Origin of the sequence: Streptomyces sp. NPDC101166, from assembly GCF_044768125.1 — a bacterium.
Lineage (GTDB): Bacteria > Actinomycetota > Actinomycetes > Streptomycetales > Streptomycetaceae > Streptomyces.
On record NZ_JBIWPF010000006.1, the window covers coordinates 30,586 to 53,680 of the forward strand.

A 23,095-nucleotide genomic window follows, 5' to 3' on the forward strand; every position below is an offset into this window, starting at 1 on the left:
TGCAAACGACTTTGCAGGGTTAATGTGTTTCTTGACCATCCGTTGACCAATCGTTGGTCCGGACTAGAGGCGTGAACTGCCGGGAGGGGGGCGCGTGTTCCGAGGTACGACCGTCAGGGCCCTGGTGGCCCTCCTCGCGGCCGCCCTGCTCGCCCTCCCGTTCCTCACGCCCGCCGACTGCTTCGCAACCGCGCACACGGCCCGTCATGTCGAGGCCAAGGCCCAGTCCGGAACCAACCTCTCCGGCAAGGCGCTCCGCGACAAGAGCACGTCGCCCCGCCCCTGCGACCCCTCCGGGGACCCGACCGGTCCCCTGCGCGCCCGCGACCGGCATCGCGCCGCCGACATCCCCCCACAGGGACTCGAGCGGCCCCTGCCGGCCCAGGACCGGACGGACCCACCCCCACCCTCCGCCCGCGCCGCGCTCACCCTGTCGAGACCGTCGGCAGCGCACTCCCCGGCCGCACTCCAGGTCTTCCGCTGCTGACGACGCAGAGCGGTTCCCCCCACCTCTGTCACGCAAGCCCGACGCGCCGTTCGGCGCGCCAGGAGGAGTCAACACGCCATGCAGCCCCTCATCGACAACGCCCGCACGCACGGACAGCGCCCTGAGGAGTTCGCCCCGCTGGCCCAAGGCCAGTCACCGCAGGTCCTGTTCATCACCTGCTCCGATTCCAGGGTCGTCCCGGCCCTCATCACGGGCGCCCGGCCCGGCGAGCTCTTCGAGCTGCGCACCGCGGGCAACATCGTCCCGCCGTACACCTCCGAGCACCCCACCAGCGAGGCGGCCACCATCGAGTACGCCGTGGAGGTCCTAGGCGTCAGCGACATCGTGGTCTGCGGCCACTCCCACTGCGGCGCCGTCGGCGCGCTGGTCCGCGGCGACGACCTGACCGCCGTACCGGCCGTTCGGGAGTGGCTCACGCGGGCCGAGCCGCGCCCCATCGGGGCGGTCGAGGACCCGTGCGTGGCCGAGGGCGTGCAGAACCACGTCCTGGCCCAGGTGCTGCGGCTGCGCTCGTACCCGTTCATCGACAAGAAGCTGTCGGCCGGTGATCTCACCGTGCACGCCTGGTACTACGAGGTGCACACCGGCTCGGTGCTGACCCACGACACCGCCACCGACGCCTTCCGCGCGCTGTGAGGGGCCCCGTGAACATAGCCGAGACATCCAAGTTCCCCCATCTCAAGCAGGACTTCGCCGCCTCCCTCGTGGTCTTCCTGGTCGCGCTCCCGCTGTGCGTGGGCGTGGCCGTGGCCTCCGGCGTGCCGGCCGAGCTCGGGCTCGTCACCGGCATCGTCGGCGGCATCGTCACCGGTCTGATGCGGGGCAGCAGCCTTCAGGTGTCCGGTCCGGCGGCCGGTCTGACCGTGCTGGTCTTCGAGGCGGTGCAGGAGTTCGGGCTGCCCGCGCTCGGCGTGATCGTGCTCGCCTCCGGGGTGCTGCAGATCGCCATGGGCGCGCTGAAGCTCGGGCGGTACTTCCGGGCCATCTCGGTCTCCGTCGTCGAGGGCATGCTGGCCGGGATCGGCCTGGTGCTGATCGCCGGGCAGCTCTACTCGATGGCCGGCGCCAAGGCGCCGGAGTCCGGGCTCGCGAAGATCGCCGGGCTGCCGGAGGCCCTCGTCACGTCCCTCGGCGACACCGGCGCGCTGGCCTCGCTGGGGCTCGGCGCCGCCACCATCGCCGTGCTGGTGCTGTGGAAGCGGATGCCGGCCAAGGTGCGCACGGTGCCCGGACCGCTGGCCGCGGTCGGTCTCGCGACGCTGGCCGTGCTGGTCTTCTCGATGCCGGTGGCCACCGTCGAGGTGCAGGGGCTGCTCGGCTCGATCCAGCCGCCGCCGCTCGGCGCGTTCGGCGAGCTCGCGGGCGTCGGTCTGCTCGGCACCGTCATCGCCTTCACGCTGATCGCGTCCGCGGAGTCGCTGTTCAGCGCGGCGGCGGTGGACCGGCTGCACGACGGGCCGCGCACCGAGTACGACAAGGAACTGATGGCGCAGGGCGCCGGCAACGCGGTGTGCGGGGTGCTCGGCGCGCTGCCGATGACCGCGGTGATCGTGCGCAGCTCGGCCAACGTCGCGGCGGGGGCCCGCACCAAGGCCTCCCGGGTGATGCACGGCGTCTGGCTGCTGCTGTTCGCGGCGCTGCTGCCGAGCGTGCTGGCCTACATCCCGCTGCCGGCCCTCGCGGGCATCCTCGTGCACGCCGGCGCCAAGCTGGTGCCGCTGCGCACCATCGCCACGATGTGGCGCGAGCACCGGGGCGAGGCGCTGATCCTCGTGGTCACGGCCGTGTCGATCGTCGCGGTCAGCATGTTCGAGGGCGTCCTGATCGGCCTCGCGCTCGCCGTCGTCAAGACGGCCTGGGAGGCCTCGCACATCAGGGTCCAGGTGATCGACAAGGGCGCGGGCCCGGTCCGGGTGTACCTGTCGGGCAACGCGACCTTCCTGCGACTGCCCAAGATCCTCGACGACCTGGAGGCCCTCCCCCAGGACCGCCCCGTCGAACTGGACCTCACCGGCCTCCACCACCTCGACCACGCCTGCCGAACCGCCCTGGAAACCTGGGCGGAACGCCACAGCGCGGTGGGCCCGGAGCCGGTGAAGGTCCGAGAACCCCGACCGGAACCGGCCCCAGCGGCCTGACAACCACGCCGACCACCCCGCCCCTCCGCCTGCCCCGGCTGGTTCCGCCGGTTCCGCCGGGCCGGCCGGCCCGGGCGGCCCGGGCCGTTCTCACCGCTCCCCCGGCCTCGCCGTCCGCTCGGGCCCGCTGTTCGCCTTCGCGCGGGCCGGGGGTGCATGGCTCGGGGGATACTTCGGGGCATATCGTGGCAGAGCAGGCTTGTGGGCGGGGGGTGGGGTGAGGAGGTCGTCATGCTGGAGGATCTGCTGGCGGCGGGCGCGGCGGTCGGGATCGCCGGGCTGGCGTATCTCATGGCGGGCGCGCGGGTGGTCAAGCAGTACGAGCGCGGGGTGGTCTTCCGGCTGGGCAGGGTCGTCGGCGACATCCGCAAGCCCGGCTTCACGCTGGTGATCCCCGCCGTCGACAAACTGCGCAAGGTCAACCTGCAGATCGTGACGATGCCCGTGCCCGCCCAGGAGGGCATCACCCGGGACAACGTGACCGTGCGGGTGGACGCCGTCGTGTACTTCAAGGTCGTGGACCCCGAGGCGGCGATCGTCAACGTCGAGGACTACCGCTTCGCCGTCTCGCAGATGGCCCAGACCTCCCTGCGGTCGATCATCGGCAAGAGCGAGCTGGACGACCTGCTGTCCGACCGGGAGAAGCTCAACCAGGGCCTGGAGCTGATGATCGACAGCCCGGCGGTGGGCTGGGGCGTGCAGATCGACCGGGTCGAGATCAAGGACGTCTCCCTGCCGGACACGATGAAGCGCTCGATGGCCCGGCAGGCCGAGGCCGACCGGGAGCGGCGGGCCCGGATCATCAACGCCGACGCCGAACTCCAGGCGTCGAGGAAGCTCGCCGAGGCGGCACAGCAGATGGAGGACACGCCCTCCGCGCTCCAACTGCGGTTGCTCCAGACGGTGGTGGCCGTGGCCGCCGAGAAGAACTCGACGCTGGTGCTGCCCTTCCCGGTGGAACTGCTGAGGTTCCTGGAGAAGGCCCAGCAGCCGGCGCCGGCGACGCTCCCTCCGTCGAACAGCCCGTCGAACAGCCCACCGCGTCCTGAACGCGCCACGCCGTGACACGTGCTACACGCGTGGTTCCCGGGGCGCGCGGCGAGTGATAGACACGGGCGGGTCAGTGTGTTCCTGTCCGCCAGCAGGAAGGTGACTGCCCGTGCCGGAAATCCCTCGTCCCGCCATCCCCCCCACGTCCCCCGCGACCGCAGCGACTTCAGCGCCCGCCAACGACCCCGCGCCGGAGACCTCCTCCACCACCCGCCGTCAACTCCTGTCCCGTACCGGCGCGTTGGGCGCGGGCATCGTCTTCTCCGGGGCCCTGTCCGAGCTGTTCCCGGCCACCGCCGCCGCCCAGGACCTCGGCCACAGCGGCTACGGCCCCCTCGTCCCCGACCCCGACGGCCTGCTCGACCTGCCGAAGGGCTTCCGCTACCGGGTCCTCTCCCGCGAGGGCGATCCGCTGCGCTCCGGTGAGGGCCCGGTGCCCTCCAACCATGACGGCATGACGGCCCTCCCCGCCCGAGGCGGCCGCGTCCATCTCGTCCGCAATCACGAGAACCGCCCCGCCGCGAAGATCGGCGTCCCCACCGTCAAGGGCCTGACCTACGACCCCGCCGGCAAGGGCGGCTGCACGGCCCTGACCCTCGACCCCGGCGACAGGGTGCTCTCGGAGCGCGTCGCGATCGCCGGCACCGCCGTCAACTGCGCGGGCGGACCTACGCCTTGGCGCACCTGGCTGACGTGCGAGGAGACCGAGGACAAGGCCGGGGTGAACGGCTACACGAAGGACCACGGCTTCATCTTCGAGGTGGACCCGGCGGACCCGCATCGCACCGGCGCCGTCCCGCTGACCGCGATGGGCCGCTTCCAGCACGAGGCGATCGCCGTCGACCCGGTGCGCGGCATCGTCTACGAGACGGAGGACGCGTTCCAGAAACCCTTCGGCCTGTTCTACCGGTTCCTGCCGAGGAAACCGCTGGGCGGCGTCGGCTCGCTGCGCGCGGGCGGCCGGCTCCAGGCGATGCGGGTCCCCGGCGTGCCCGACCTGTCGGCGGTGAAGGAGACGGGCGCGTCCTTCGACGGCGTCGAGTGGGTCGACGTGCCGGACCCGCTGGCCGTCGAGACGCCCGTCCGGCTCCAGGACTTCGGGCCGCGGGGCATCACGCACGCGCAGAAGCTGGAGGGCTGCTACTGGGGCGGCCGGTGCGTGTACTTCGTGTCCTCGTTCGCGCGCGGCGCGGACGGCTCGGCGGCCGACCACTTCGGCCAGATCTGGCGCTACGACCCGGAGCGCCGCCGGCTGACCCTGGTGATCGTCTTCGGCCCCGACACGGACGTGCAGCTGCCCGGCGAGTCCCCCGACAACATCTGTCTCGCGCCCAGCGGCGGTCTGATGGTCTGCGAGGACGGCAACGGCGCCCAGCACGTCTACGGGGTGACCCGCGGCGGCGAGGTGTACGCGATGGCCCGCGGCCGACAGAACATCGGCACGCCCGAGGAGCCCGAGTGGGGCGAGTTCGCCGGCGTCACCTTCTCCCCCGACGGCCGCACGATGTACGTCAACTGCTACACCCCGGGCACGACGTTCGCGGTGACGGGCCCCTGGCGCCGGTAGCTCCGCGGGCCCGGTGATCCGGGCGGGTGACGGAACCGACGGCGCGAACATATTTACACACGAGTGATCGCTCGTTTCTCGTACTTTCATCGGGTGATCACTTCTGTACGCCGTCTCGCCGTGGTCTGTGCCCTGGGCGCCGCGCTGGCCGCCTGCGGCCAGGCCCCGGCGCCGCCGGCGGCCCGCCCGGCCCCCGACCGCCCCAGCCCGTCCGGCTCCCCCACGGCGGTGCCGCCCAGCGCACCGCCGTCCAGCGCACCGCCCACCACGGAGCGCCCGTCCCCCGCAGGGCCCTCCCCCGCGCCCACGCTGGCCCCGGGGCCGGCCGGTCTGACCCCCGTCTTCGAGCACGGCCCCCGCACCGGCGGCAAGACCGTCGCCCTGACCTTCGACGCCGACATGACCGCCGACCAGGGGCCGCGGGCGGCGGACGGGGAGCGTTTCGACCACCCGCAGCTGATCGCCGCGCTGCGCGAGCTGAAGGTGCCGTCCACCGTGTTCATGACGGGCCGGTGGGCCGAGGAGTACCCGGACCAGGCCCGTTCCGTGGGCCGCGACCCGCTGTTCGAGGTCGCCAACCACTCCTACAGCCACTACGCCTTCACCGACGACTGCTACGGCCTGCCCACGGTGCCGAAGGAACGGATGCGGGCCGACGTGGAACGGGCGTACGCGGCCTTCCGCGAGGCCGGGGTGCCGAACGCGATGCCCTACTTCCGCTTCCCCGGCGGCTGCTACGACCGGCGCGCGCTGCGCGAGGTGAGCGGCGCGGGCGTCACCGCCGTGCAGTGGGACGTGGTGAGCGGCGACGCGTTCGCGACGGACGCGGACGCCGTGGCCCGGCAGGTGCTGGAGGGGGTGCGACCCGGGTCGGTGGTCGTCATGCACTGCACCCGCAGCGCCGCCCCCACGACCGAGCGCGCGATCCGCGCGATCGTCCCCGAACTGCGCCGCCGGGGCTACCGTTTCGTCAAGGTCTCCGAACTGATCCGGGCGGCCGGCGAGCGGCGCTGAGACACACCGCGCGCGGCGCGTTCGTACCCTTGGAGGTATGAGCGAGGAGAGCGACAACGCCTACTGCCTGATCGACGACGCCCGGCCGCCCCGGGCCGACGGGCCGCCGTACGCGGCCTGCGTGCTCTGCCAGGAGCCGACGGAGCACCCCGAGTCGTACAAGGGCATCACCCTGTGCCCCGTCTGCGAATGGCAGGAGGCCCAGCGCACGGCCTGCTCGGGCTGAACGGCCGCTCGGCGCCGGCGGCTTCAGGCCGACCGCCGGGACGTGAGCGCGCACGCCACCGCGGTGGCCGCCGCGGAGATCAGCGCCGCCGCGGCCAGCGGCAGCAGCGGTGGATGCACCGTCGCCGACCGCGACCCGCTGACCAGGCCCTGAACCGCGGCCTGGGCCGGAGAACCGGTCGCCACCAGCGCGAGCAGCGCCGCGAGAAGCAGCGAGGGCACCGCGCGGCCGGGCGTGCGCAGGACGGGCCAGGCGGTGAGCGCGCCCACGGCCGTGCCGAGCAGCGCGCAGGTCAGGGCCGCGAGCAGCCCCGCCGCGGCGGCCTCCGGCAGGGGGATCCGCTGCTGGTGGTCGGCGCTCACCGGGTCGCTGATCAGTGCCAGGACCGCCGTCGCCGCCGTTCCGAGCACAGCGGCGGCCGTCAGCGCCACCAGCACGGCGGCCAGGTGCGCCCGCGCGGGTCCGGCCGCCGCCGCGACGACGGTACGGGCCGCCGGGGGCTCGTCGGTCACGCAGATTCGCACCAGCCAGGCGGCGACGGGCAGCAGGGCCGCGGCCGCGTAGCCGAGCGAGTCCAGCACGGGCTGGCCGCTCTGGACGCCGACGCCCAGGAACACGGCGTACAGCAGGAACGGTGGCAGCCAGCGCTGGGAGCGCACGAGCAGGGCGGCCTGGTAACGCAGCAGGGCTTTCACGAGGCGCCTTCACGGTCGGGTCCGGCCGCCGCTGCCGGGCCGACGCCGATCACGTGCCACGGCGGGCGGGCGGTGAGCAGGGCGCGGAGCAGGACGTCGGAGCGGGAGGCGGGGACGGTGAGGCGGTGGATGCCGGGGGCCGTCTCCTCGGCGGTGAGGGCCAGGCGTCGCGCCTGAGCCGGCAGCGGCCCGGCGGGCGGCCCCTGCGCCTCGACGGCCACGTGCGGTCCGGAGGCGGTGAGGGGCGGTTCCGTACGGCGGTGCAGGCCCCCGCCATGGACCGTGTACTCGGCGTCGGTGGTCCCGGCGAGCCGGAGCGGATCGTGGTCGACGAAGACCACGGCCGTGCCGGCCGCCGTCCTCTCGGCGACCGCCCGCTCCAGTTCGGCCCGCGCGTCGGCGTCCAGCCCGGTCCACGCCTCGTCCAGGACGAGCAGCTCCGGCTCGGCGAGAAGCGCCTGCGCCACGGCGACCTTCTGGCTGGTCCCCTTGGACAGCCGGGCCATCGGCACGCGCGCGTGGACGGCGACGCCGAAGCGGTCCAGCCACTCCTCGGCGGCCCGCCCCGCGGCGGCGCGGGTGAGGCCGTGCACGGTCCCGAGGTGGGTGAGGTAGCCGACGGCGGTGAAGGGCAGGGCGGTGGGAAAGCGTTCGGGGACGTACGCGGTGCGGGGGCGGCCGGTGAGCCGTCCCTCCGTCGGAGCGTCGACGCGCGCCAGGAGGCGGAGCAGGGTGGACTTGCCGGTGCCGTTGGCCCCCTGGACGCGGGTGAGGGTGCCGGGCGCCAACCCCAGGCTCGTGTCGCGGAGCACCCAGGGACCGCGCACGCCGTAGCGGCGGCCCACCCTGTCCAGATGTAACACGTGTGTCATCGCGACATCCTCCCGTACGCGGCCCCCGCGGACGAGGAGGGCGACCCCTCGCCAGGAGGACTGACCGGGGCCCCTTAGGGTTGGCCGGTGTGAGCTCCGATCATGCGTCCGCCGGTGACAGTCCCTTCCGGTCCGAGGTGAGCGCGCGCGACGCCGCGCCGCAGTTCGTACTGCCTCTCGTGCTCCGCCTGGAGAAGGCGGCTCCCCCCGCCCGTACCGACGCGCTTCAGACGGCCGCCCGGGCGGTGCTCGTGCTGCTGAGCGACGAGCGGGCCGCCGGGGACGGGGAGTGGGCGCAGGCCGTGCGGGACTGGCAGGACGCCCGGATCCGGAAGGTCGTACGGCGGGCCCGGGGCGCCGAGTGGCGGCGGGCCGAGGCGCTGCAGGGGATCACCGTCACGGGAAAGGCGGCCGAGGTGCGGGTGTTCCCGCCGGTGCCGCTGGACGGGTGGCCGAAGGAGCTCGCGAAGCTCCAGGTGTCCGGCACCGAGCTGGACGACCCCGAGGCCCCGGCGAAGCCGGATCCGGACGCGCCGGTGCTGTGGATGAGCCCGGAGGTGGAGATGTCCGCGGGCAAGGCGATGGCGCAGGCCGGACACGGGGCGCAGCTCGCCTGGTGGGAGCTGGCGGACGACGAGCGGTCGGCGTGGCGGGAGTCGGGATTCGCGCTCTCGGTGCGGACAGCGGAGCCCGCCCGCTGGCGCGAACTGACCGCGAGCGGGCTGCCGTTGGTGCGGGACGCCGGTTTCACCGAGATCGCTCCCGGCAGCTGCACGGTGGTCGCGGACCACCCGGCCCTGCGGGCGCGGTGAGCGCGGAGCGCACCCCGTCGGCTCCTCCGGCGTGACGTGCACGCCGTCGATTGCTCAGCGCTGCTTTGAACCCGCCGCGCCCGGCGCGCGTACCAGACGGGGACGGGGACCGGCGGGCGCGGCCCGCAGGACCCCGGGCCGAACCTCAAATGTTGCTCTGAAGGACGGCGGCGGGCGGTTCGGGGGGCGGCGGGCGGGTCATATCCCCGTCACCGCGGAGGGGGCCGGACGGAGGAGGGGACCATGACGCGACTCGGGACGGGAATCGGCTGGCGGCCGGAGATCGCGGACGCGGTCGAGCGGATGCCGGGCATCGACTGGGTCGAGGCGGTGGCGGAGAACGTCTGCCCCGGCCACCTCCCCGACTCCCTGCTGCGGCTGCGCGAGCGCGGCGTCACCGTCGTACCGCACGGCGTCTCGCTCGGGCTCGGCGGAGCGGACCGGCCCGACGAAGGGCGGCTCACGGCGCTGGCCGAGCGGGCCGAGGCGCTGGGATCGCCGCTGGTCACCGAGCACATCGCGTTCGTCCGCGCGGGCGGTCCGCTGACGGCCTCCCCGCGCCTGGAGGCGGGGCACCTGCTGCCCGTGCCCCGCACCCGCGACGCCCTCGACGTGCTGTGCGAGAACGTGCGCATCGCGCAGGAGGCGCTGCCCGTGCCGCTCGCCGTGGAGAACATCGCCGCGCTCCTCTCCTGGCCGGGCGAGGAGATGACCGAGGGCCAGTTCCTCTACGAGCTCGCCGACCGCACCGGCGTGCGGCTGCTGATCGACGTCGCCAACCTGCACACCAACCACGTCAACCGCGGCGAGGACCCGGCCGAGGCGCTCGCCGAACTGCCCCTGGAGGCCATCGCGTACGTCCACGTCGCGGGCGGCTTCGAGCGGGACGGCGTCTGGCACGACAGCCACGCCCACCCGGTGCCGCGTCCCGTCCTCGACATCCTGACCGACCTCACCTCCCGCGTCTCCCCGCCCGGGGTGCTGCTGGAGCGCGATGAGAACTTCCCCGAACCGGCCGAGCTCGAAGGGGAGTTGACCGCGATCCGGGAGGCGGTGGAGCGAGGCGCGCGTACCCGTCCGCGGACGGAGGGCGGACAGGCGCAGGGGCGTCCGAAGCAGCAGGCTCAGGAGCACGCCGCTCCGGTGCCCGCCGACGTCCGAGCGGCCCGGCAGCGTCTCGCCCTCGCCGAGGCCGCGCTGCTGTCCGCGCTGGTCGCCGGGACGCCCGTCCCGGAGGGGTTCGACCGGGTGCGGCTCGGGGTGCAGTCGCGGGCTCTGGCGGCCAAGCGGGCGGACGTGGTGGCGAAGGTCGCCCCGGAGCTGCCGTCGATCCTCGGCACGGAGTACCGGTCCGCCTTCGTCGGCTACGCCCAGCGCCACCCGATGCGCGGCGGCTACCGCCAGGACGCCCTGGACTTCGCGGAGTCGCTGCTGCTGGGCGACAAGCTGACGGAGGGCCGCGCCCGGCGGGAGCTGCGCCGGTGGTGGCTGGACCGGTCGGGACCCGCCCCGCGGCCGCTGTCGCGGCTGGCCCGGGTGGGGCAGGTCGGCCGGTCGCTGATCGGACGCTGAGGCGGCGCCGAGACGGCCGCCGGCCCGGCGCCCGAAACCGCGCAGTAAGATGCCTTTCCCGCACGCGCCCCGAAGCGCACTGGCGTGCGGTGCGTGTGCAGGAGGCTTCATGCGACCGCGACCCCCGGTCAGGGGCAGAGGCATGTTCACCGGCACCGGGCTCATCATCACGGGCCTGGTGGCGACCCTGGCGGCGTTGATCCTCCCGCTCTGGTCCTACGAGAACCGGTCCTCGCCGGGGACGAGCGTGGACACGCTGAACGCCGACACCGTGCCGACGCTGTACGGGCCGCTGTCCGCTCTCGACCGGGACTTCCTCGTCAAGGTCCGGCTGGCCGGGCTCTGGGAGCTGCCGGCCGGGCGGCAGGCGCAGCAGAAGGGTGTCGGCGAGGCCGTACGGACGGCGGGCCGGCATCTCGTCGAGGGGCACACCGTCCTCGACGAGCGGGTGCGCACCGTCGCGGCGGAGCTGAACATCGCGCTGCCCGACGAGCCGAACGACCAGCAGAAGGCCTGGCTGTCCCAGCTGGACTCGGCTCAAGGCACGGACTACGACCGCGAGTTCGCCAACATCCTGCGGCTGGCGCACGGCCGGGTCTTCCCGCTCGTCGCCCAGGTGCGGGCGAGCACCCAGAACGCGCTGGTGCGCGGTCTCGCCGACGACGCCAACAGCACCGTCCTGGACCACATCAGGGTCCTGGAGGCGACCGGTTACGTCGATTTCGCCGCTCTGGCCCGCGAGATGGCGGCCACCGGCGCGTCGCCGTCCGCGGCGCCCACCGTCCCCGGTACCGCGGCGCCCGCCGCCCCCACCGTCCCCGCCGATCCCGCCGCCCCCGCCGTGTCCGCCCCGGCCGCCCAGTCCGTGCCGGCGGATCCCGGTCCCGGCCCCGGGCAGGTCGTCCCGGCCACGCCGTGACCGCGGGCCCGAAACGGAACGTCACATACCCGCAACGCTCTGGGTCCGGGCAGTGAAAAGGCATGGCGTTTCGGTGTGCGTCCGGCATAGAAACACGGCATGTTCTGGCTTCTTCTCCTGCTCCTGGCCTGGGCCGGCGCCGGTGTGGCGTGCACCCGGCTGTGCCTGGCCGCCGTCCGGGCGGCGGCCCTCGACGCGGACGCGGGACGAACACATGATCTGACCCTGTACGAGGCGGCGTTCCTGTCCGGCGGACCCGCCCGGGTCGCCGACCTCACGCTGGTGGCCATGGCCCGGCAGCGGCGGCTGCTGCTCGCCCACACCGGCTGGGCGACCGTCGTCGACCCGTGCGGGCGCGACGAGATGGAGCGGTCGGTCATCGGCGCCATCGGACCGGCCGGACAGTCCCGCATAGCCCCGGTGCGCGCCGCCGCGGCCGCGGCCGACGCCGTGCGCGGGCTGGCGGACCGGCTGGTCGACGCGGGCCTGGCCGTGCCCGACGGAGCCCGGACGACGGTCGCCGCCGGGGTGCGCCAGGTGCGGGCGGCCGCCGTCGCCGTCGTAGCGCTGGGCGCCGTCGCGCTGCTGACGCCCGTCGCCGGGGACGTGCCGCGCGCCCATGTGGCCCTGTGGTTCGCGCTGCCCTTGGCGCTCACCCTGAGCTGCCTGGCGATCGCCCGGGTCGAGGCGCACCCGTACTCCCGCTGGGCCTCCCCGGCCGGGATGCGCCTCCTGGGCGCACTGGCCGTGCGCACGGCCGGCGAGGGCGACGACGGGACCTACCTGGCCTCGTTCGCCGTCCACGGCGTGCACGCCGTGGACGAGCCCGGTCTGCGCGCCGCCCTGACCCACCGTCACGGCTGAAGGAAGCGCTCGAATTCATCGGGGGCGCGCCGACAAAGAAGGGGCGCACCGGGGGCATCGGGTGCGACACCCGGGCGCGGTGCTTGCCTTCGCCCACGGCCGAACCAAGCATCCCTTCTGTCGCCGCCGTGCACCGAAGGGACACCGATGAGAGCCGCCGTCCTCTACCCGGCCGCCGGAGCCCTGCTCCTGTCGACCCTGACCGCCGCACCGGCCGGCGGCGCCCCGCACACCGCGGGCGCCTCCGGCGTCGCGCTCGCCGCGGCCCGGGCCGCCGCCACGGGCATCGCGTTCGGGGCGTGCTCCGACGCGCAGGACCTGCCGGGCGACCTGCAGTGCGGCAAGGTCGCCGTCCCGCTGGACTACTCCCGGCCGGACGGCAGGCAGATCGAGCTGACGGTCAGCCGGGTGCCGGCCACCCACCGCGACCCGCACAACAGCAAGCGCCGGGTGCCCCGGCAGGGCGCGCTCGTCTTCAACCCGGGCGGGCCCGGCGCCTCCGGACTGTACTTCCCGCTGGTCGGGCTGATGCCCGAGTGGAAGCGCATCGGGGCCGCCTACGACCTCGTCGGTTACGACCCGCGCGGTGTCGGCCGCTCCGCGCCGCTGTCCTGCCGGAAGCCCGAGGACTTCTTCAAGGGCCCCTCGCCCGCCCCGACCCACCCCTCGGAGGCGTACAAGCGTGAACGCGTCACGCGGGCCAAGGCCCTGGCGCGCGGCTGCGCCGAGCGGACGGGCAGCGCGCTGCGGCACTACAACTCGCTCAACAACGCGCGCGACCTGGACGTGCTGCGGGCCGCGCTCGGCGAGGAGCGTCTGACCTTCATGGGGGCGTCGTACGGCACCTACTTCGGCGCGCTGTACGCGACGATGTTCCCCTCGCACGTGCGCCGCATGGTGTTCGACGCCCCGGTGAACCCGGACCCCGCGCAGGTCTGGTACCGCAACAACCTCGACCAGTCGGTGGCGTTCGAGAGCCGCTGGACCGATTTGCGCGAGTGGATCGCCGCCAACGACGGCGTCTACGGGCTGGGCGGGACCGCCGAGGCGGTGCGGCTGAGCTACGAGCGAGCGCTAGACCGGCTGGCCGGGGAGCCGGCCGGCGGCGCCGTGGGCCCCGGCCAGTTGCAGGGCGCGTTCCTCCAGGCGGGCTACTACGACGAGCTGTGGCCCTCGCGGGCCGAGGCGCTGTCGGCGTATCTGAAGGGCGATCCGAAGCCGCTCGTCGCACTGGCCTCGCCGGTCCGGGAGGCCGCCGCGGAGGCGGAGAACGCGAGTGCCGTCTACACGGCCGTGGAGTGCAACGACGCGCCCTGGCCGACCGACTTCCGGGTGTGGGACCGCGACAACACGCGGCTCGCGCGGGTGGCGCCGTTCGAGACCTGGGACAACGTGTGGGCGAACCTGCCGTGCGCTTACTGGACAGCGCCCCGGCAGCGGCCGCTGGACGTGCGGACGGGGCCGGGCGAGCTGCCGCCGACGCTGATCCTCGCCGCCGAGCGGGACGCCGCCGCACCGTACGACGGGGCGCTGGAGATGCACCGGCGGCTGTCGGACTCGGTGCTGGTGACCGAGCGCGACGCCGGCACGCACGGCATCGCGGGCGGGCCCAACCGGTGCGTCAACGGGCATCTCGACGCTTACCTGCTGGAGGGCCGGCTGCCCTCGCGGCGGGCCGCCTGCGCGGGACACGCGGCGCCCACGGCGACGGCCCCGGGGCCGGAAGCGGCGGCAAAGTGAGCCCGTGAGCGGCCTGTGCCCCGCTCACGCGCGCGGAGCCGCACGGCGATGCGGCTCCGCGTGCGGTCGGGGCGCCCTAGGCGAGGCCCGCGATCAGGTCGGCGACCGACTTGCGGCGGCCCGTGTAGAACGGGACCTCCTCGCGGACGTGCATGCGGGCCTCGGAGGCGCGCAGGTGGCGCATGAGGTCGACGATGCGGTACAGCTCGTCGGCCTCGAAGGCCAGGATCCACTCGTAGTCGCCCAGCGAGAACGAGGCGACCGTGTTGGCGCGCACGTCCGGGTAGCCGCGGGCCATCTTGCCGTGGTCGGCGAGCATGCGGCGGCGGTCCTCGTCGGGCAGCAGGTACCAGTCGTAGGAGCGCACGAAGGGGTAGACGCTGACGTAGTCGCGGGGCGTCTCGTCGGCGAGGAACGCCGGGATGTGCGAGCGGTTGAACTCGGCGGGGCGGTGCAGCGCCATGTTCGACCACACGGGCTCCAGCGCGCGGCCGAGCCTGGTGCGGCGGAAGAGGTTGTACGCCTCCTGGAGCTGGTCGGCGGTCTCGGCGTGCCACCAGATCATGACGTCGGCGTCGGCGCGCAGCCCGGACACGTCGTACGTGCCGCGGATCGTGACGTCCTTGGCGGCGAGCTGGTCGAACAGCTCCTGGACCTCGTCGGCGTAGCCGGTGCGGTCCTCGGGCAGCACGTCCTTCAGCCGGAAGACGGACCACAGGGTGTAGCGGATGACCTCGTTGAGGTCCTTGGCCAGCTTGCCCTTGTTGGGGATCCTGCCGGGCTCGGTGGTGGAGGCGTCGTCACTCATGGTCCTCATTCTCCCGCTCCGCCGTGCAGGCTCTGCACCGGGTGGGCCGTGAGCTCCTGCACGGCGCGCAGGTCGCCGTGGATCTGGTCGACCGCCGCGTGGGCGCTCGCGACGCACGCGGGGATGCCGACTCCGTCGTACTGCGCGCCGCACACGGCGAGGCCGGGCAGCTCGGCCACATGGGCGCGGACACGGGCCACGCGCGCGTGGTGGCCGACCGGGTACTGGGGCAGGCCGTCGGTCCAGCGGGTGACGCGGGTCTCCACCGGGGCGGCGGCGAGACCGGTGGCCGCCTCCAGGTCGCCGCGGGACACGGCCACCAGGTCGGCGTCGGAGCGGTTGAGGATCGCCGTCTCGCCGTAGCGCCCCACGGAGGTGCGCAGCACGACGACGTCCGGGTCCTGGTCGGCGATCCAGCCCCACTTCTGCGAGGCGAACGTCGACGCCTTGATGGTGCGTCCGTCGACGGGCGGCACCAGGAAGCCGCTGCCGTCGGGCAGCGCGGCGGCCTCGGAGCGGCGGTAGGCGAGGGTGATCAGGGCCATGGAGGCGTACTCGACGGCACGCAGTTCGGCGGCCGCCCCCGGCGACTCGGCGGCCAGCAGCGCGGCGGCGGCGGGCGCGGGCACGGCGACGATCACGGCGTCGGCGTGCAGCACCCGGTCGCCGGCGGCGACCCGCCAGCGCTCCGCGTGCGCGGAGCCGGCCGCGCCCTCGGCCGGCCCGGTCGTCCTGCGCAGCTCGGTGACCGGTGCGCCGGTGACGATCTCGCCGCCCCGCGCGCGGACCGACTCGGCGACCGCGAGCGGCAGGGAGCCCACTCCGCCCTCGATGCCCATGAACACGGGCCCGGTCTGCCGGGCGGCGGCGGCCTGGGCCTGGATCTCGCGGACGGCCTCGGTGAGCGAGGTGTGCGTGCGCGCCGCCTGGAAGAGCTGGGGGACGGCCGAGCGCATGGAGAGGCGGTAGGCGTCACCGGCGTAGACGCCTCCCAGCAGCGGCTCCACGAGACGGTCGACGACCTCACGGCCGAGGCGGGCCGCCACGTACTCCCCGACCGCCACGTCCTCGCCGACCTCCGTGCGGGGCAGATCGGCGTCGCGCTCGACGCGCGCGAGGCCCTCGTCGGAGAGGACGCCGGCCAGGGCGGAGGCGGCGCCGGGGACGCCCATGACGTGGCCCTTGGGCATGGGGCGCAGGGCGCCGCGGGTCCACAGGGAGGCGGTGGCGGTGGCCGGCGGCCGGAGGCGGTCGGCGAGGCCCGCCTCGCGTGCGAGGGCGACCGCCTCGGGCCGGCGCGCCAGCATCGACTCCGCGCCGAGGTCGACGCGGACGCCCGCGACCTCGCCGGGCATCAGCTTGCCGCCGACCCGGTCCGACGCCTCCAGCACGGTCACACGCGCGCCGCGCTCCAGCAGCCGGTGGGCCGCGGCCAGGCCCGCGACACCGGCTCCCACGACGACGACATGCCCCCTGCTCGTGCCCGTTGCGCTCATGCCCCCCACTCTCTCAGACCTCACTGACACTCCCTCCGCGCCCGGGTGTCCCGACCGTGACCTGTTCGGAACCGTTTGCCGCCAACGGTCCGGGCCGTCCCGGCGTCGAAGGAACGTCAGTCCACGGAACGCCGGCCGTTCCACGACCCTCGGGGGTACGACGCATGCGCACACGACGATCCGTACGACCGGTCCGGGCCCTGTCCGGGCTCCTGCTCGCCGCCGCCGTCGCGCTCACCGGCTGCGGCGCCGGGGGCGACTCTGGCGACGCCCCTTCGGCGATGAAGGACACGGCCGCCGCGCCGGGCGAGGCCGACGGCGCGCAAGCGGACGCCAAGGAGGGCGCGGACGCGGCGGCGAGCGGGGCGCGGCCGGGCGCGGCGTCGGGCGCCGGCTCCGCGCCGAAGCTCCCCGTCGATCACGTCATCCGCACCGCCACCCTGACCGTGCAGGTCAAGGATGTCCCCAAGGCCCTCGACACGGCCCGCACGGCCACCGAGAACGCCGGCGGCTACATCGGCGACGAGACCACGACCCGCGATGTGGACAGCGCCGAGCAGACGCGCGTCGTCCTGCGCGTGCCGGTCGAGAAGTACGACGCCGTCCTCACCGCCCTTCAGGGCACGGGCAGGCTCCTGGAGCGCACGGCGAAGGCCCAGGACGTCGGCGACCAGGTCGTCGACGTGGACAGCCGCGTCGCCTCCCAGCGGGCCAGCGTCGCCCGGGTCCGGGCGCTGATGGACCGGGCCACCAAGCTGACCGACGTGGTCGCCCTGGAGGGCGAGCTGAGCCGCCGCGAGGCCGATCTGGAGGCGCTGCTCGCCCGGCAGGCGTCCCTGAAGGACCGCACGAGCATGGCCACCGTGACGCTGACGCTGAGCGAGACGCCGGTGACGAAGGCCGCCGAGGACGACGACCCCGGGTTCCTGGACGCGCTGGCCGGCGGCTGGCACGCGCTGGTGACGACACTGCGCTGGGTCGCCGTGGCGATCGGCGCGGTCCTGCCGTTCGCCGTGCCGGCCCTGGTGATCTGGCTGGTGTGGCGGCGACTGCTGCGGGCCCGGCGCGCGACGCGGACGGCTGGACCCGCCGGGGACCGGCCCGGGCCGGAGTGAAATGCCGTGCGGCCGTAGCGTGTTCGCATGAGCATGAGCGAGAGCGCGCGTGGTGGGGACAGTGGGCGGGAGCGTCTGGTCGTGATCGGCGGGGACGCAGCGGGCATGTCCGCGGCGTCCCGGGCCCGTCGGCTCAAAGGGCCCGGGGAGCTGGAGATCGTGGCCTTCGAACGCGGGCACTTCACGTCCTACTCGGCGTGCGGCATCCCGTACTGGGTGGGCGGTGACGTCCCCGACCGGGACGACCTGGTCGCCCGCACGCCCGAGGAGCACCGCGCCCGCGGGATCGACCTGCGGCTGCGCACGGAGGTCACCGAGATCGACGTGGCCGGACAGCGCGTACGCGCGCGTGACGTCGACTCCGGCGCCGAGTCCTGGACGTCGTACGACAAGCTCGTCATCGCGACCGGGGCCCGGCCGATCCGGCCGGACATGCCGGGCGCGGACGCCGACGGGGTGCACGGGGTGCAGACCCTGGACGACGGCCAGGAGCTGATCGACACGCTCACGCGTGCGCGTGGCCGGCGCGCGGTGGTGGTCGGCGCGGGCTACATCGGCGTGGAGATGGCCGAGGCGCTCATCAACCGCGGGTACGAGGTGACGGTCGTCAACCGGGGCAGCGAGCCGATGTCGACGCTGGACGCGGACATGGGCCGGCTGGTGCACGAGGCCATGGAGGGCCTCGGCATCACCATGGTGAACGACGCCGAGGTCACGAAGCTGCTCACCGGCGAGGACGGCCGGGTGCGGGCCGTCGTCACGGACGACGCCGAGTACCCGGCGGACGTGGTGGTCCTCGGTCTCGGCGTCCGTCCGGAGACCGGCCTGGCGGAGGCCGCCGGCCTGCCCCTGGGCGCCCACCGCGGTTTGCTCACCGACCTGGCGATGCGGGTGCGCGGCCACGAGAACATCTGGGCCGGCGGCGACTGCGTGGAGGTCCTCGACCTGGTGTCCGGGCGGGAGCGCCACATCGCCCTGGGCACCCACGCCAACAAGCACGGCCAGGTCATCGGCACCAACGTCGGCGGCGGCTACGCCACCTTCCCCGGCGTCGTCGGCACCGCCGTCAGCAAGGTGTGCGACCTGGAGATCGCCCGCACGGGCCTGCGGGAGAAGGATGCGCGCCGGGCCGGACTCCGGTTCGAGACGGTCACCGTGGAGTCCACCAGCCGCGCCGGCTACTACCCCGGCGCCTCCCCCATGACGGTCAAGATGCTCGCCGAGCGGCGGACGGGCCGCCTGCTCGGCGTGCAGATCGTGGGCAGGGAGGGCGCGGCCAAGCGCGTCGACATCGCCGCAGTGGCCCTCACGGCCGGCATGACGGTGGAGCAGATGACAGCCTTGGACCTGGGCTACGCCCCGCCGTTCAGCCCCGTGTGGGACCCGGTGCTGGTGGCGGCGAGAAAGGCAGCGGCGAAGGTACGGGGCGATTGATCCGCCGGACACGCCCTGAGCCGTCCCGGACGGGCGTCGAGCCGTCCCGGGCAGGCTCTAAGCCGTCCCTGACAGCCTCGGCAGCGTGGAGACCGGCGAGCCGGCCGTGGGCGGCTGCTCCGCGGGCTTGGCGTGCGCGGCGGTCGCGGGCCGGGAGCGCAGCCGGTGGCTCACGGCCTCGTCCAGCGTGACCGGCCGCTGCGTCTGGGAGGCGAGCCGCGCCGCCTCCTGGCCGAGCCTGGCCACGTCCTCCCAGGGGAGCCTGATCACGAGCGCGATCTCCGCCTCGCCGTCGGGCAGGGCGTGCATCGGGGGAGTAACCCGGTCGTTCATCGCCTGTTCCTCACGTCGTCCCCGCGGCCCGCATCCCCGTGCCGCGGACGGTTGACGCTTCATACGCGGTCACGGGAGGGCGCGTTCACCGATTCACCGAACGGATCGGGGGCAGTACTTCCTTGTGGTCATCCCCGTCCATGACGTGAACCCCGTGCGCCGTACTCCGGTGGTGACGTACGCGCTGATCGGCGTGAACGTCTTCGTGTTCTTCTTCATGCCCGGCCTGTCGGGCTCCGTGGCCGGCGACAGCACCCTGGTGCAGACGTGCAACCTGCACGCGTTCCTGGAGCAGTACGCGGCCGTGCCGACCGAGTTGATCCACCATCAGCTGCCGCAGCTCGTCCCCACGGGCGACGCGCGCGACGGCGGCTGTGTGCTGGGCCCGCCCGGCTACGACAAGTCCCCGGCGCTGAGCGTCCTCACCGCGATGTTCCTGCACGGCGGATGGCTGCATCTGCTGGGCAACATGCTGTTCCTGCTGATCTTCGGCAACAACATCGAGGACCGCATGGGCCACATCCGCTTCGCGCTGTTCTACGTCGCCTGCGGTTACGCGGCGTCGTACGGCTTCGCGCTGCTGAACGCCGACTCCACCGATCCGCTGATCGGCGCGTCGGGGGCGATCGCGGGAGTGCTGGGCGCCTATCTGGTGCTGTATCCGAAGGCCAGGGTGTGGGTGCTGGTGCCGTTCCTGGTCTTCCTGCCGCTGCGGCTGCCGGCCTGGCTGGTGCTCGGCTTCTGGTTCGTGCTGCAGGCGGTGTACTCCTCCGGCGAGGGCGTCTCCGAGGCGGGCACCGTGGCCTACGCGGCGCACATCGTCGGCTTCCTCGCCGGCATGCTGCTCGCCTGGCCCCTCAAGCCGGGCACGCCCCCGCCGCCGGAGCCGGGCGGCCTGCTCTTCGGCAGGCGGGCCCGGCCCCGGCAGACGTGGTGAGCGAGTCGCCCTAACCGGCGGTCTGCGTGTGGACGTAGTCCACGAGGCGGGTGAGGGCGTCCGGGTCGGTGGACGGCATGACGCCGTGGCCGAGGTTGAAGACGTGGCCCTCCAGGCCCGCGGCGGAGTCGAGGACCTCGCGGGTCTTGGTCTCGACGGCCTCGGGGGTGGCGAAGAGGACGGTCGGGTCCAGGTTGCCCTGCAGCGCCTTGCCGGGGCCGACGCGCCGGGCCGCCTCGTCGAGCGGGACGCGCCAGTCGACGCCGACGACGTCCGCGCCGGCCTCGCCCATGAGCGTCAGCAGCTCGCCGGTGCCGACGCCGAAGTGGATGCGCGGTACGCCGTACCCGGCGACGGCGTCGAAGACCTTCGCGGAGGCCGGCATCACCGAGCGGCGGTAGTCGGACGGGGCGAGGGCGCCGGCCCAGGAGTCGAACAGCTGGACGGCGGAGGCGCCCGCCTCGATCTGCACCTTCAGGAACGTGGCCGTGATGCCGGCGAGGCGGTCGAGCAGGTCGGCCCAGAGCTCGGGGTCGCCGTACATCATCGCCTTGGCGTTCTCGTAGGTGCGCGAGGGGCCGCCCTCGACGAGGTAGCTCGCGAGGGTGAAGGGCGCGCCGGCGAAGCCGATGAGGGGGGTGGCGCCGAGCTCCCGGGTGAGCAGGCCGATCGCCTCGGTGACGTAGGAGACGTCCTCGGGGGTGAGCTCGCGCAGCCGGTCGAGGTCGGCGCGGGTGCGGACCGGCTGTTCGACGACCGGGCCGACGCCGGGCTTGATGTCGAGGTCGATGCCGATGGCCTTGAGCGGGACGACGATGTCGCTGAAGTAGATCGCCGCGTCCACGTTGTGCCGGCGCACCGGCTGGAGGGTGATCTCGGTGACCAGTTCGGGCCGCATGCAGGACTCGAGCATCGGGATGCCCTCGCGGACCTTGCGGTACTCCGGCAGCGAGCGCCCGGCCTGCCGCATGAACCACACGGGCGTGTGCGGCACGGGTTCCCGCCTGCACGCCTTCAGGAAGGGGCTGTCGTACGTCGCTGTCGGCTGCCGGCCCGCGGGGCCCTCGTTCACGCTCACGACGGCAAGTCTCGCACGGCCCCGGAACCGGTGCGGCCGCCCTCTTGCGGGCCCCCTCCCCCGGTCCCGCCCCGTCCGCCGCCCGCGCGCTTGTTCGCCCAGCGCGCATCCGCCCGCGGCCCGCGCACGGGTGTCTTGCCCTGCGCGACGGCCCCGTTCCCTTTAATCTTCCCCGCATGGCTGCGGCTCAGGGACGACTGTCGGACGGCACGGACGGAATGGACGACGGGAACGAGGAGGACCGGAATGGGACCAGTTCGGCTCCGCCGCCCTTCCGGGCCGCCGTCGACGCGCTGAGGGCCGCCCGGCTGCGACCACAGATCGAGGTCGAACCGACGCCCGCCCCGCAGCGGCTCGCGCCGCACGCGTACGCGTTGGAGGCGACCGTCGTGGACGGCGATCTGGACCTGGCGGACGGCCGGCTGGTGCTGCTGCACGACCCGGCCGGGCACGACGCGTGGCGCGGCACGTTCCGGCTGGTGACGCTGATCCGGGCCGAACTGGAGCAGGAGATGGCCGTCGACCCGCTGCTGCCGGAGGTGTGCTGGTCGTGGCTGACGGGCGCGCTCCAGGCCCGCGGGCTGACCTACGGCGAGCCGAGCGGGACCGTGACGCGCGCCAGTTCGCACTACTTCGGCGGGCTGTCGGAGCGTCCGGCGGCCTCGCAGATCGAGATCCGGGCCTCCTGGACGCCCCGGGAGGGACTGGGCGGGGTGCCGGACACGGGGGCGCATCTGGCGTCCTGGTGCGATCTGCTGGCGCAGGTGGCGGGGCTGCCGCCGGCCGGGCCCGGGGACGCCTCGGTGGTGACGCTCCCTCAGCGACGGGACCCCCAGGCACGCTGACCCACCGGCGGGACCCCCAGGCGCGCTGCCCTCGTGGCGGCGCGCTCTCGCGTTCCGTACCCCAGTCCGGGGAACCCCTGTGCTGCCCGGAAACCCCGTGCCGCCCTCATTGACCATCTCTTTGTCGATACGACCACTTTCGATCTCGTACGACACGCACTCAAACCGACTCGATCTTCGGATGATCGATCGCGTGTCCGAATTGCACAGATTGTTACTCACTAGATCGTGATCATCCCCTAAAGGACACCGGGCCGGGTGCCGAAGACGACTGTGACCTTGAAAGCACGGTTCGCCCCGGCTCCACTCCCCACGAGCCGGCCCGTCCCGCAACCCAGGAGGCCTGGTGTCCGTTCTCCTCGAGCAGCCCGCAAGCCTGGTCGCCTACCGCCCGAACAAGCCCACCGCCATGGTGGTCGTGGCCGACCCGCGCGTCCGCTCCACCGTCACCCGCCATCTGTGGGCGCTCGGTGTGCGTGATGTCATCGAGGCCTCGTCCGTCGCGGAGGCTCGTCCCCGCATCGGCAACCCCCGCGACATCTGCGTCGCCGACGTCCACCTTCCCGACGGCTCCGGCCTGACCCTGCTGTCGGAGACCCGTGCCGCCGGCTGGCCCAACGGGCTCGCCCTGTCCGCCGCCGACGACATCGGAGCCGTGCGCAACGCCCTCGCGGGCGGCGTCAAGGGCTACGTCGTCACCGGCACCCGCACCAACGTCGGGCTCCCCACCCGGCCCGGCGCCGCCCCCATCGGCGCGGCCGCCGCCCGCCTGCACCGCCGCCCCCCGGGCGCCCCGAGCCACCCGGGCGGCTACCGCGAGCTGTCCGGCCGCGAGGTTGAGGTGCTCAGACTCGTCGCCGAAGGCCAGTCCAACAAGGCCATCGGCGTCTCCATGGGTCTGTCCGCGCTGACCGTCAAGAGCCACCTGGCCCGCATCGCCCGCAAGCTCGGCACGGGCGACCGCGCCGGCATGGTCGCGGTCGCCCTGCGGACCGGCATCATCCACTGACCCCCGCTCCCGCCCTGACCACTCACTGACCGCTTCGCCTTGCGACCCTTGCCCTGAACCGAC

The 23,095-nt window shown here is 73.9% G+C and carries 23 protein-coding genes; 17 read left to right on the top strand and 6 right to left on the bottom strand.

Annotated features, from left to right (window positions below):
* Positions 1-94 precede the first annotated feature (94 nt).
* From ACIRS4_RS13005 to ACIRS4_RS13035, 7 genes are all read left to right on the top strand, one after another.
* Positions 95-487: a hypothetical protein gene (locus ACIRS4_RS13005; protein WP_404194120.1), complete on the top strand. Its 393-nt coding sequence runs from the start codon at positions 95-97 to the stop codon at positions 485-487.
* A 78-nt stretch (positions 488-565) separates the two neighbouring features.
* Entirely contained in the window at positions 566-1,144 is a 579-nt protein-coding gene (locus ACIRS4_RS13010; RefSeq protein WP_404194122.1) for a carbonic anhydrase, read from the top strand.
* Positions 1,145-1,152: 8 nt separating this feature from the next.
* Positions 1,153-2,646, top strand: a complete 1,494-nt coding sequence (locus ACIRS4_RS13015; protein ID WP_404194124.1) for a SulP family inorganic anion transporter — start codon at positions 1,153-1,155, stop codon at positions 2,644-2,646.
* A gap of 231 nt (positions 2,647-2,877) precedes the next feature.
* Positions 2,878-3,711: a slipin family protein gene (locus ACIRS4_RS13020; protein WP_404194127.1), complete on the top strand. Its 834-nt coding sequence runs from the start codon at positions 2,878-2,880 to the stop codon at positions 3,709-3,711.
* A gap of 226 nt (positions 3,712-3,937) precedes the next feature.
* Positions 3,938-5,263, top strand: a complete 1,326-nt coding sequence (locus tag ACIRS4_RS13025; protein WP_404194725.1) for an alkaline phosphatase PhoX — start codon at positions 3,938-3,940, stop codon at positions 5,261-5,263.
* 93 nt (positions 5,264-5,356) lie between these two features.
* The gene (locus tag ACIRS4_RS13030; protein ID WP_404194130.1) at positions 5,357-6,277 is read left to right on the top strand and encodes a polysaccharide deacetylase family protein; all 921 of its coding nucleotides are present in this window, start codon (positions 5,357-5,359) and stop codon (positions 6,275-6,277) included.
* 37 nt (positions 6,278-6,314) lie between these two features.
* Positions 6,315-6,503, top strand: coding sequence for a hypothetical protein (locus tag ACIRS4_RS13035; RefSeq protein WP_404194132.1), 189 nt, complete (start codon positions 6,315-6,317; stop codon positions 6,501-6,503).
* A 23-nt stretch (positions 6,504-6,526) separates the two neighbouring features.
* On the opposite strand, the gene ACIRS4_RS13040 is transcribed toward ACIRS4_RS13035, so the two are convergent.
* Both ACIRS4_RS13040 and ACIRS4_RS13045 read right to left on the bottom strand, forming a co-directional pair.
* Positions 6,527-7,198 carry an ABC transporter gene (locus ACIRS4_RS13040; protein ID WP_404194135.1) on the bottom strand — a complete coding sequence of 224 codons (672 nt, stop codon included), beginning with the start codon at positions 7,196-7,198 and terminating at the stop codon, positions 6,527-6,529.
* Positions 7,195-8,070 (bottom strand): ATP-binding cassette domain-containing protein, encoded by an 876-nt coding sequence (locus ACIRS4_RS13045; RefSeq protein WP_404194137.1) that lies wholly within the window; start codon positions 8,068-8,070, stop codon positions 7,195-7,197. The genes ACIRS4_RS13040 and ACIRS4_RS13045 overlap by 4 nt, the downstream gene beginning before the upstream one ends.
* A gap of 89 nt (positions 8,071-8,159) precedes the next feature.
* On the opposite strand from ACIRS4_RS13045, the gene ACIRS4_RS13050 reads away from it, so the two are divergent.
* From ACIRS4_RS13050 to ACIRS4_RS13070, 5 genes are all read left to right on the top strand, one after another.
* Complete coding sequence (locus ACIRS4_RS13050) at positions 8,160-8,882, top strand: aminoacyl-tRNA hydrolase (RefSeq protein WP_404194140.1); 723 nt, start codon at positions 8,160-8,162, stop codon at positions 8,880-8,882.
* Positions 8,883-9,125: 243 nt separating this feature from the next.
* The gene (locus ACIRS4_RS13055) at positions 9,126-10,454 is read left to right on the top strand and encodes a DUF692 domain-containing protein (RefSeq protein WP_404194142.1); all 1,329 of its coding nucleotides are present in this window, start codon (positions 9,126-9,128) and stop codon (positions 10,452-10,454) included.
* Positions 10,455-10,563: 109 nt separating this feature from the next.
* The gene (locus ACIRS4_RS13060) at positions 10,564-11,373 is read left to right on the top strand and encodes a DUF4142 domain-containing protein (protein WP_404194145.1); all 810 of its coding nucleotides are present in this window, start codon (positions 10,564-10,566) and stop codon (positions 11,371-11,373) included.
* 99 nt (positions 11,374-11,472) lie between these two features.
* Positions 11,473-12,237 (top strand): TIGR04222 domain-containing membrane protein, encoded by a 765-nt coding sequence (locus ACIRS4_RS13065; RefSeq protein ID WP_404194147.1) that lies wholly within the window; start codon positions 11,473-11,475, stop codon positions 12,235-12,237.
* A 147-nt stretch (positions 12,238-12,384) separates the two neighbouring features.
* Positions 12,385-13,977, top strand: coding sequence for an alpha/beta hydrolase (locus ACIRS4_RS13070; RefSeq protein ID WP_404194149.1), 1,593 nt, complete (start codon positions 12,385-12,387; stop codon positions 13,975-13,977).
* A gap of 76 nt (positions 13,978-14,053) precedes the next feature.
* Here the strand turns inward: ACIRS4_RS13070 and hemQ are convergent, their stop codons facing one another.
* Together hemQ and hemG are read right to left on the bottom strand one after the other, a co-directional pair.
* On the bottom strand, positions 14,054-14,785 hold the full coding sequence (gene hemQ / locus ACIRS4_RS13075) for a hydrogen peroxide-dependent heme synthase (protein WP_352245941.1): 732 nt from the start codon (positions 14,783-14,785) through the stop codon (positions 14,054-14,056).
* A 5-nt stretch (positions 14,786-14,790) separates the two neighbouring features.
* Positions 14,791-16,281 (bottom strand): protoporphyrinogen oxidase, encoded by a 1,491-nt coding sequence (gene hemG / locus ACIRS4_RS13080; protein ID WP_404194153.1) that lies wholly within the window; start codon positions 16,279-16,281, stop codon positions 14,791-14,793.
* A gap of 164 nt (positions 16,282-16,445) precedes the next feature.
* Here hemG and ACIRS4_RS13085 point away from each other — a divergent pair, with 164 nt between their 5' ends.
* Entirely contained in the window at positions 16,446-17,396 is a 951-nt protein-coding gene (locus ACIRS4_RS13085; RefSeq protein ID WP_404194156.1) for a DUF4349 domain-containing protein, read from the top strand.
* Positions 17,397-17,429: 33 nt separating this feature from the next.
* Positions 17,430-18,830: an FAD-dependent oxidoreductase gene (locus ACIRS4_RS13090; protein ID WP_404194727.1), complete on the top strand. Its 1,401-nt coding sequence runs from the start codon at positions 17,430-17,432 to the stop codon at positions 18,828-18,830.
* A gap of 57 nt (positions 18,831-18,887) precedes the next feature.
* On the opposite strand, the gene ACIRS4_RS13095 is transcribed toward ACIRS4_RS13090, so the two are convergent.
* Positions 18,888-19,163, bottom strand: a complete 276-nt coding sequence (locus ACIRS4_RS13095) for a hypothetical protein (RefSeq protein ID WP_404194158.1) — start codon at positions 19,161-19,163, stop codon at positions 18,888-18,890.
* A 124-nt stretch (positions 19,164-19,287) separates the two neighbouring features.
* Here ACIRS4_RS13095 and ACIRS4_RS13100 point away from each other — a divergent pair, with 124 nt between their 5' ends.
* Positions 19,288-20,100 carry a rhomboid family intramembrane serine protease gene (locus tag ACIRS4_RS13100; protein WP_404194160.1) on the top strand — a complete coding sequence of 271 codons (813 nt, stop codon included), beginning with the start codon at positions 19,288-19,290 and terminating at the stop codon, positions 20,098-20,100.
* A gap of 10 nt (positions 20,101-20,110) precedes the next feature.
* Here ACIRS4_RS13100 and hemE read toward each other — a convergent pair whose 3' ends face one another.
* Positions 20,111-21,178, bottom strand: coding sequence for a uroporphyrinogen decarboxylase (gene hemE, locus ACIRS4_RS13105; protein WP_404194162.1), 1,068 nt, complete (start codon positions 21,176-21,178; stop codon positions 20,111-20,113).
* 176 nt (positions 21,179-21,354) lie between these two features.
* Here hemE and ACIRS4_RS13110 point away from each other — a divergent pair, with 176 nt between their 5' ends.
* Entirely contained in the window at positions 21,355-22,023 is a 669-nt protein-coding gene (locus ACIRS4_RS13110; protein ID WP_404194165.1) for a DUF3000 domain-containing protein, read from the top strand.
* Between the two features lie 346 nt (positions 22,024-22,369).
* Entirely contained in the window at positions 22,370-23,032 is a 663-nt protein-coding gene (locus ACIRS4_RS13115; RefSeq protein WP_003972894.1) for a response regulator transcription factor, read from the top strand.
* The last annotated feature ends 63 nt before the right edge of the window (positions 23,033-23,095 follow it).

What these genes read in the sequence shown, in the direction of transcription:
- ACIRS4_RS13010 (WP_404194122.1), top strand. Translation starts at nt 566, where the DNA reads ATGCAGCCCCTCATCGACAACGCCCGCACGCACGGACAGCGCCCTGAG.
- ACIRS4_RS13020 (WP_404194127.1), top strand. Translation starts at nt 2,878, where the DNA reads ATGCTGGAGGATCTGCTGGCGGCGGGCGCGGCGGTCGGGATCGCCGGG.
- ACIRS4_RS13035 (WP_404194132.1), top strand. Translation starts at nt 6,315, where the DNA reads ATGAGCGAGGAGAGCGACAACGCCTACTGCCTGATCGACGACGCCCGG.
- ACIRS4_RS13045 (WP_404194137.1), bottom strand. Translation starts at nt 8,070, where the DNA reads ATGACACACGTGTTACATCTGGACAGGGTGGGCCGCCGCTACGGCGTG.
- ACIRS4_RS13055 (WP_404194142.1), top strand. Translation starts at nt 9,126, where the DNA reads ATGACGCGACTCGGGACGGGAATCGGCTGGCGGCCGGAGATCGCGGAC.
- ACIRS4_RS13060 (WP_404194145.1), top strand. Translation starts at nt 10,564, where the DNA reads ATGCGACCGCGACCCCCGGTCAGGGGCAGAGGCATGTTCACCGGCACC.
- ACIRS4_RS13065 (WP_404194147.1), top strand. Translation starts at nt 11,473, where the DNA reads ATGTTCTGGCTTCTTCTCCTGCTCCTGGCCTGGGCCGGCGCCGGTGTG.
- ACIRS4_RS13070 (WP_404194149.1), top strand. Translation starts at nt 12,385, where the DNA reads ATGAGAGCCGCCGTCCTCTACCCGGCCGCCGGAGCCCTGCTCCTGTCG.
- hemQ (WP_352245941.1), bottom strand. Translation starts at nt 14,785, where the DNA reads ATGAGTGACGACGCCTCCACCACCGAGCCCGGCAGGATCCCCAACAAG.
- hemG (WP_404194153.1), bottom strand. Translation starts at nt 16,281, where the DNA reads ATGAGCGCAACGGGCACGAGCAGGGGGCATGTCGTCGTCGTGGGAGCC.
- ACIRS4_RS13085 (WP_404194156.1), top strand. Translation starts at nt 16,446, where the DNA reads ATGCGCACACGACGATCCGTACGACCGGTCCGGGCCCTGTCCGGGCTC.
- ACIRS4_RS13090 (WP_404194727.1), top strand. Translation starts at nt 17,430, where the DNA reads ATGAGCGAGAGCGCGCGTGGTGGGGACAGTGGGCGGGAGCGTCTGGTC.
- ACIRS4_RS13095 (WP_404194158.1), bottom strand. Translation starts at nt 19,163, where the DNA reads ATGAACGACCGGGTTACTCCCCCGATGCACGCCCTGCCCGACGGCGAG.
- ACIRS4_RS13110 (WP_404194165.1), top strand. Translation starts at nt 21,355, where the DNA reads ATGGCTGCGGCTCAGGGACGACTGTCGGACGGCACGGACGGAATGGAC.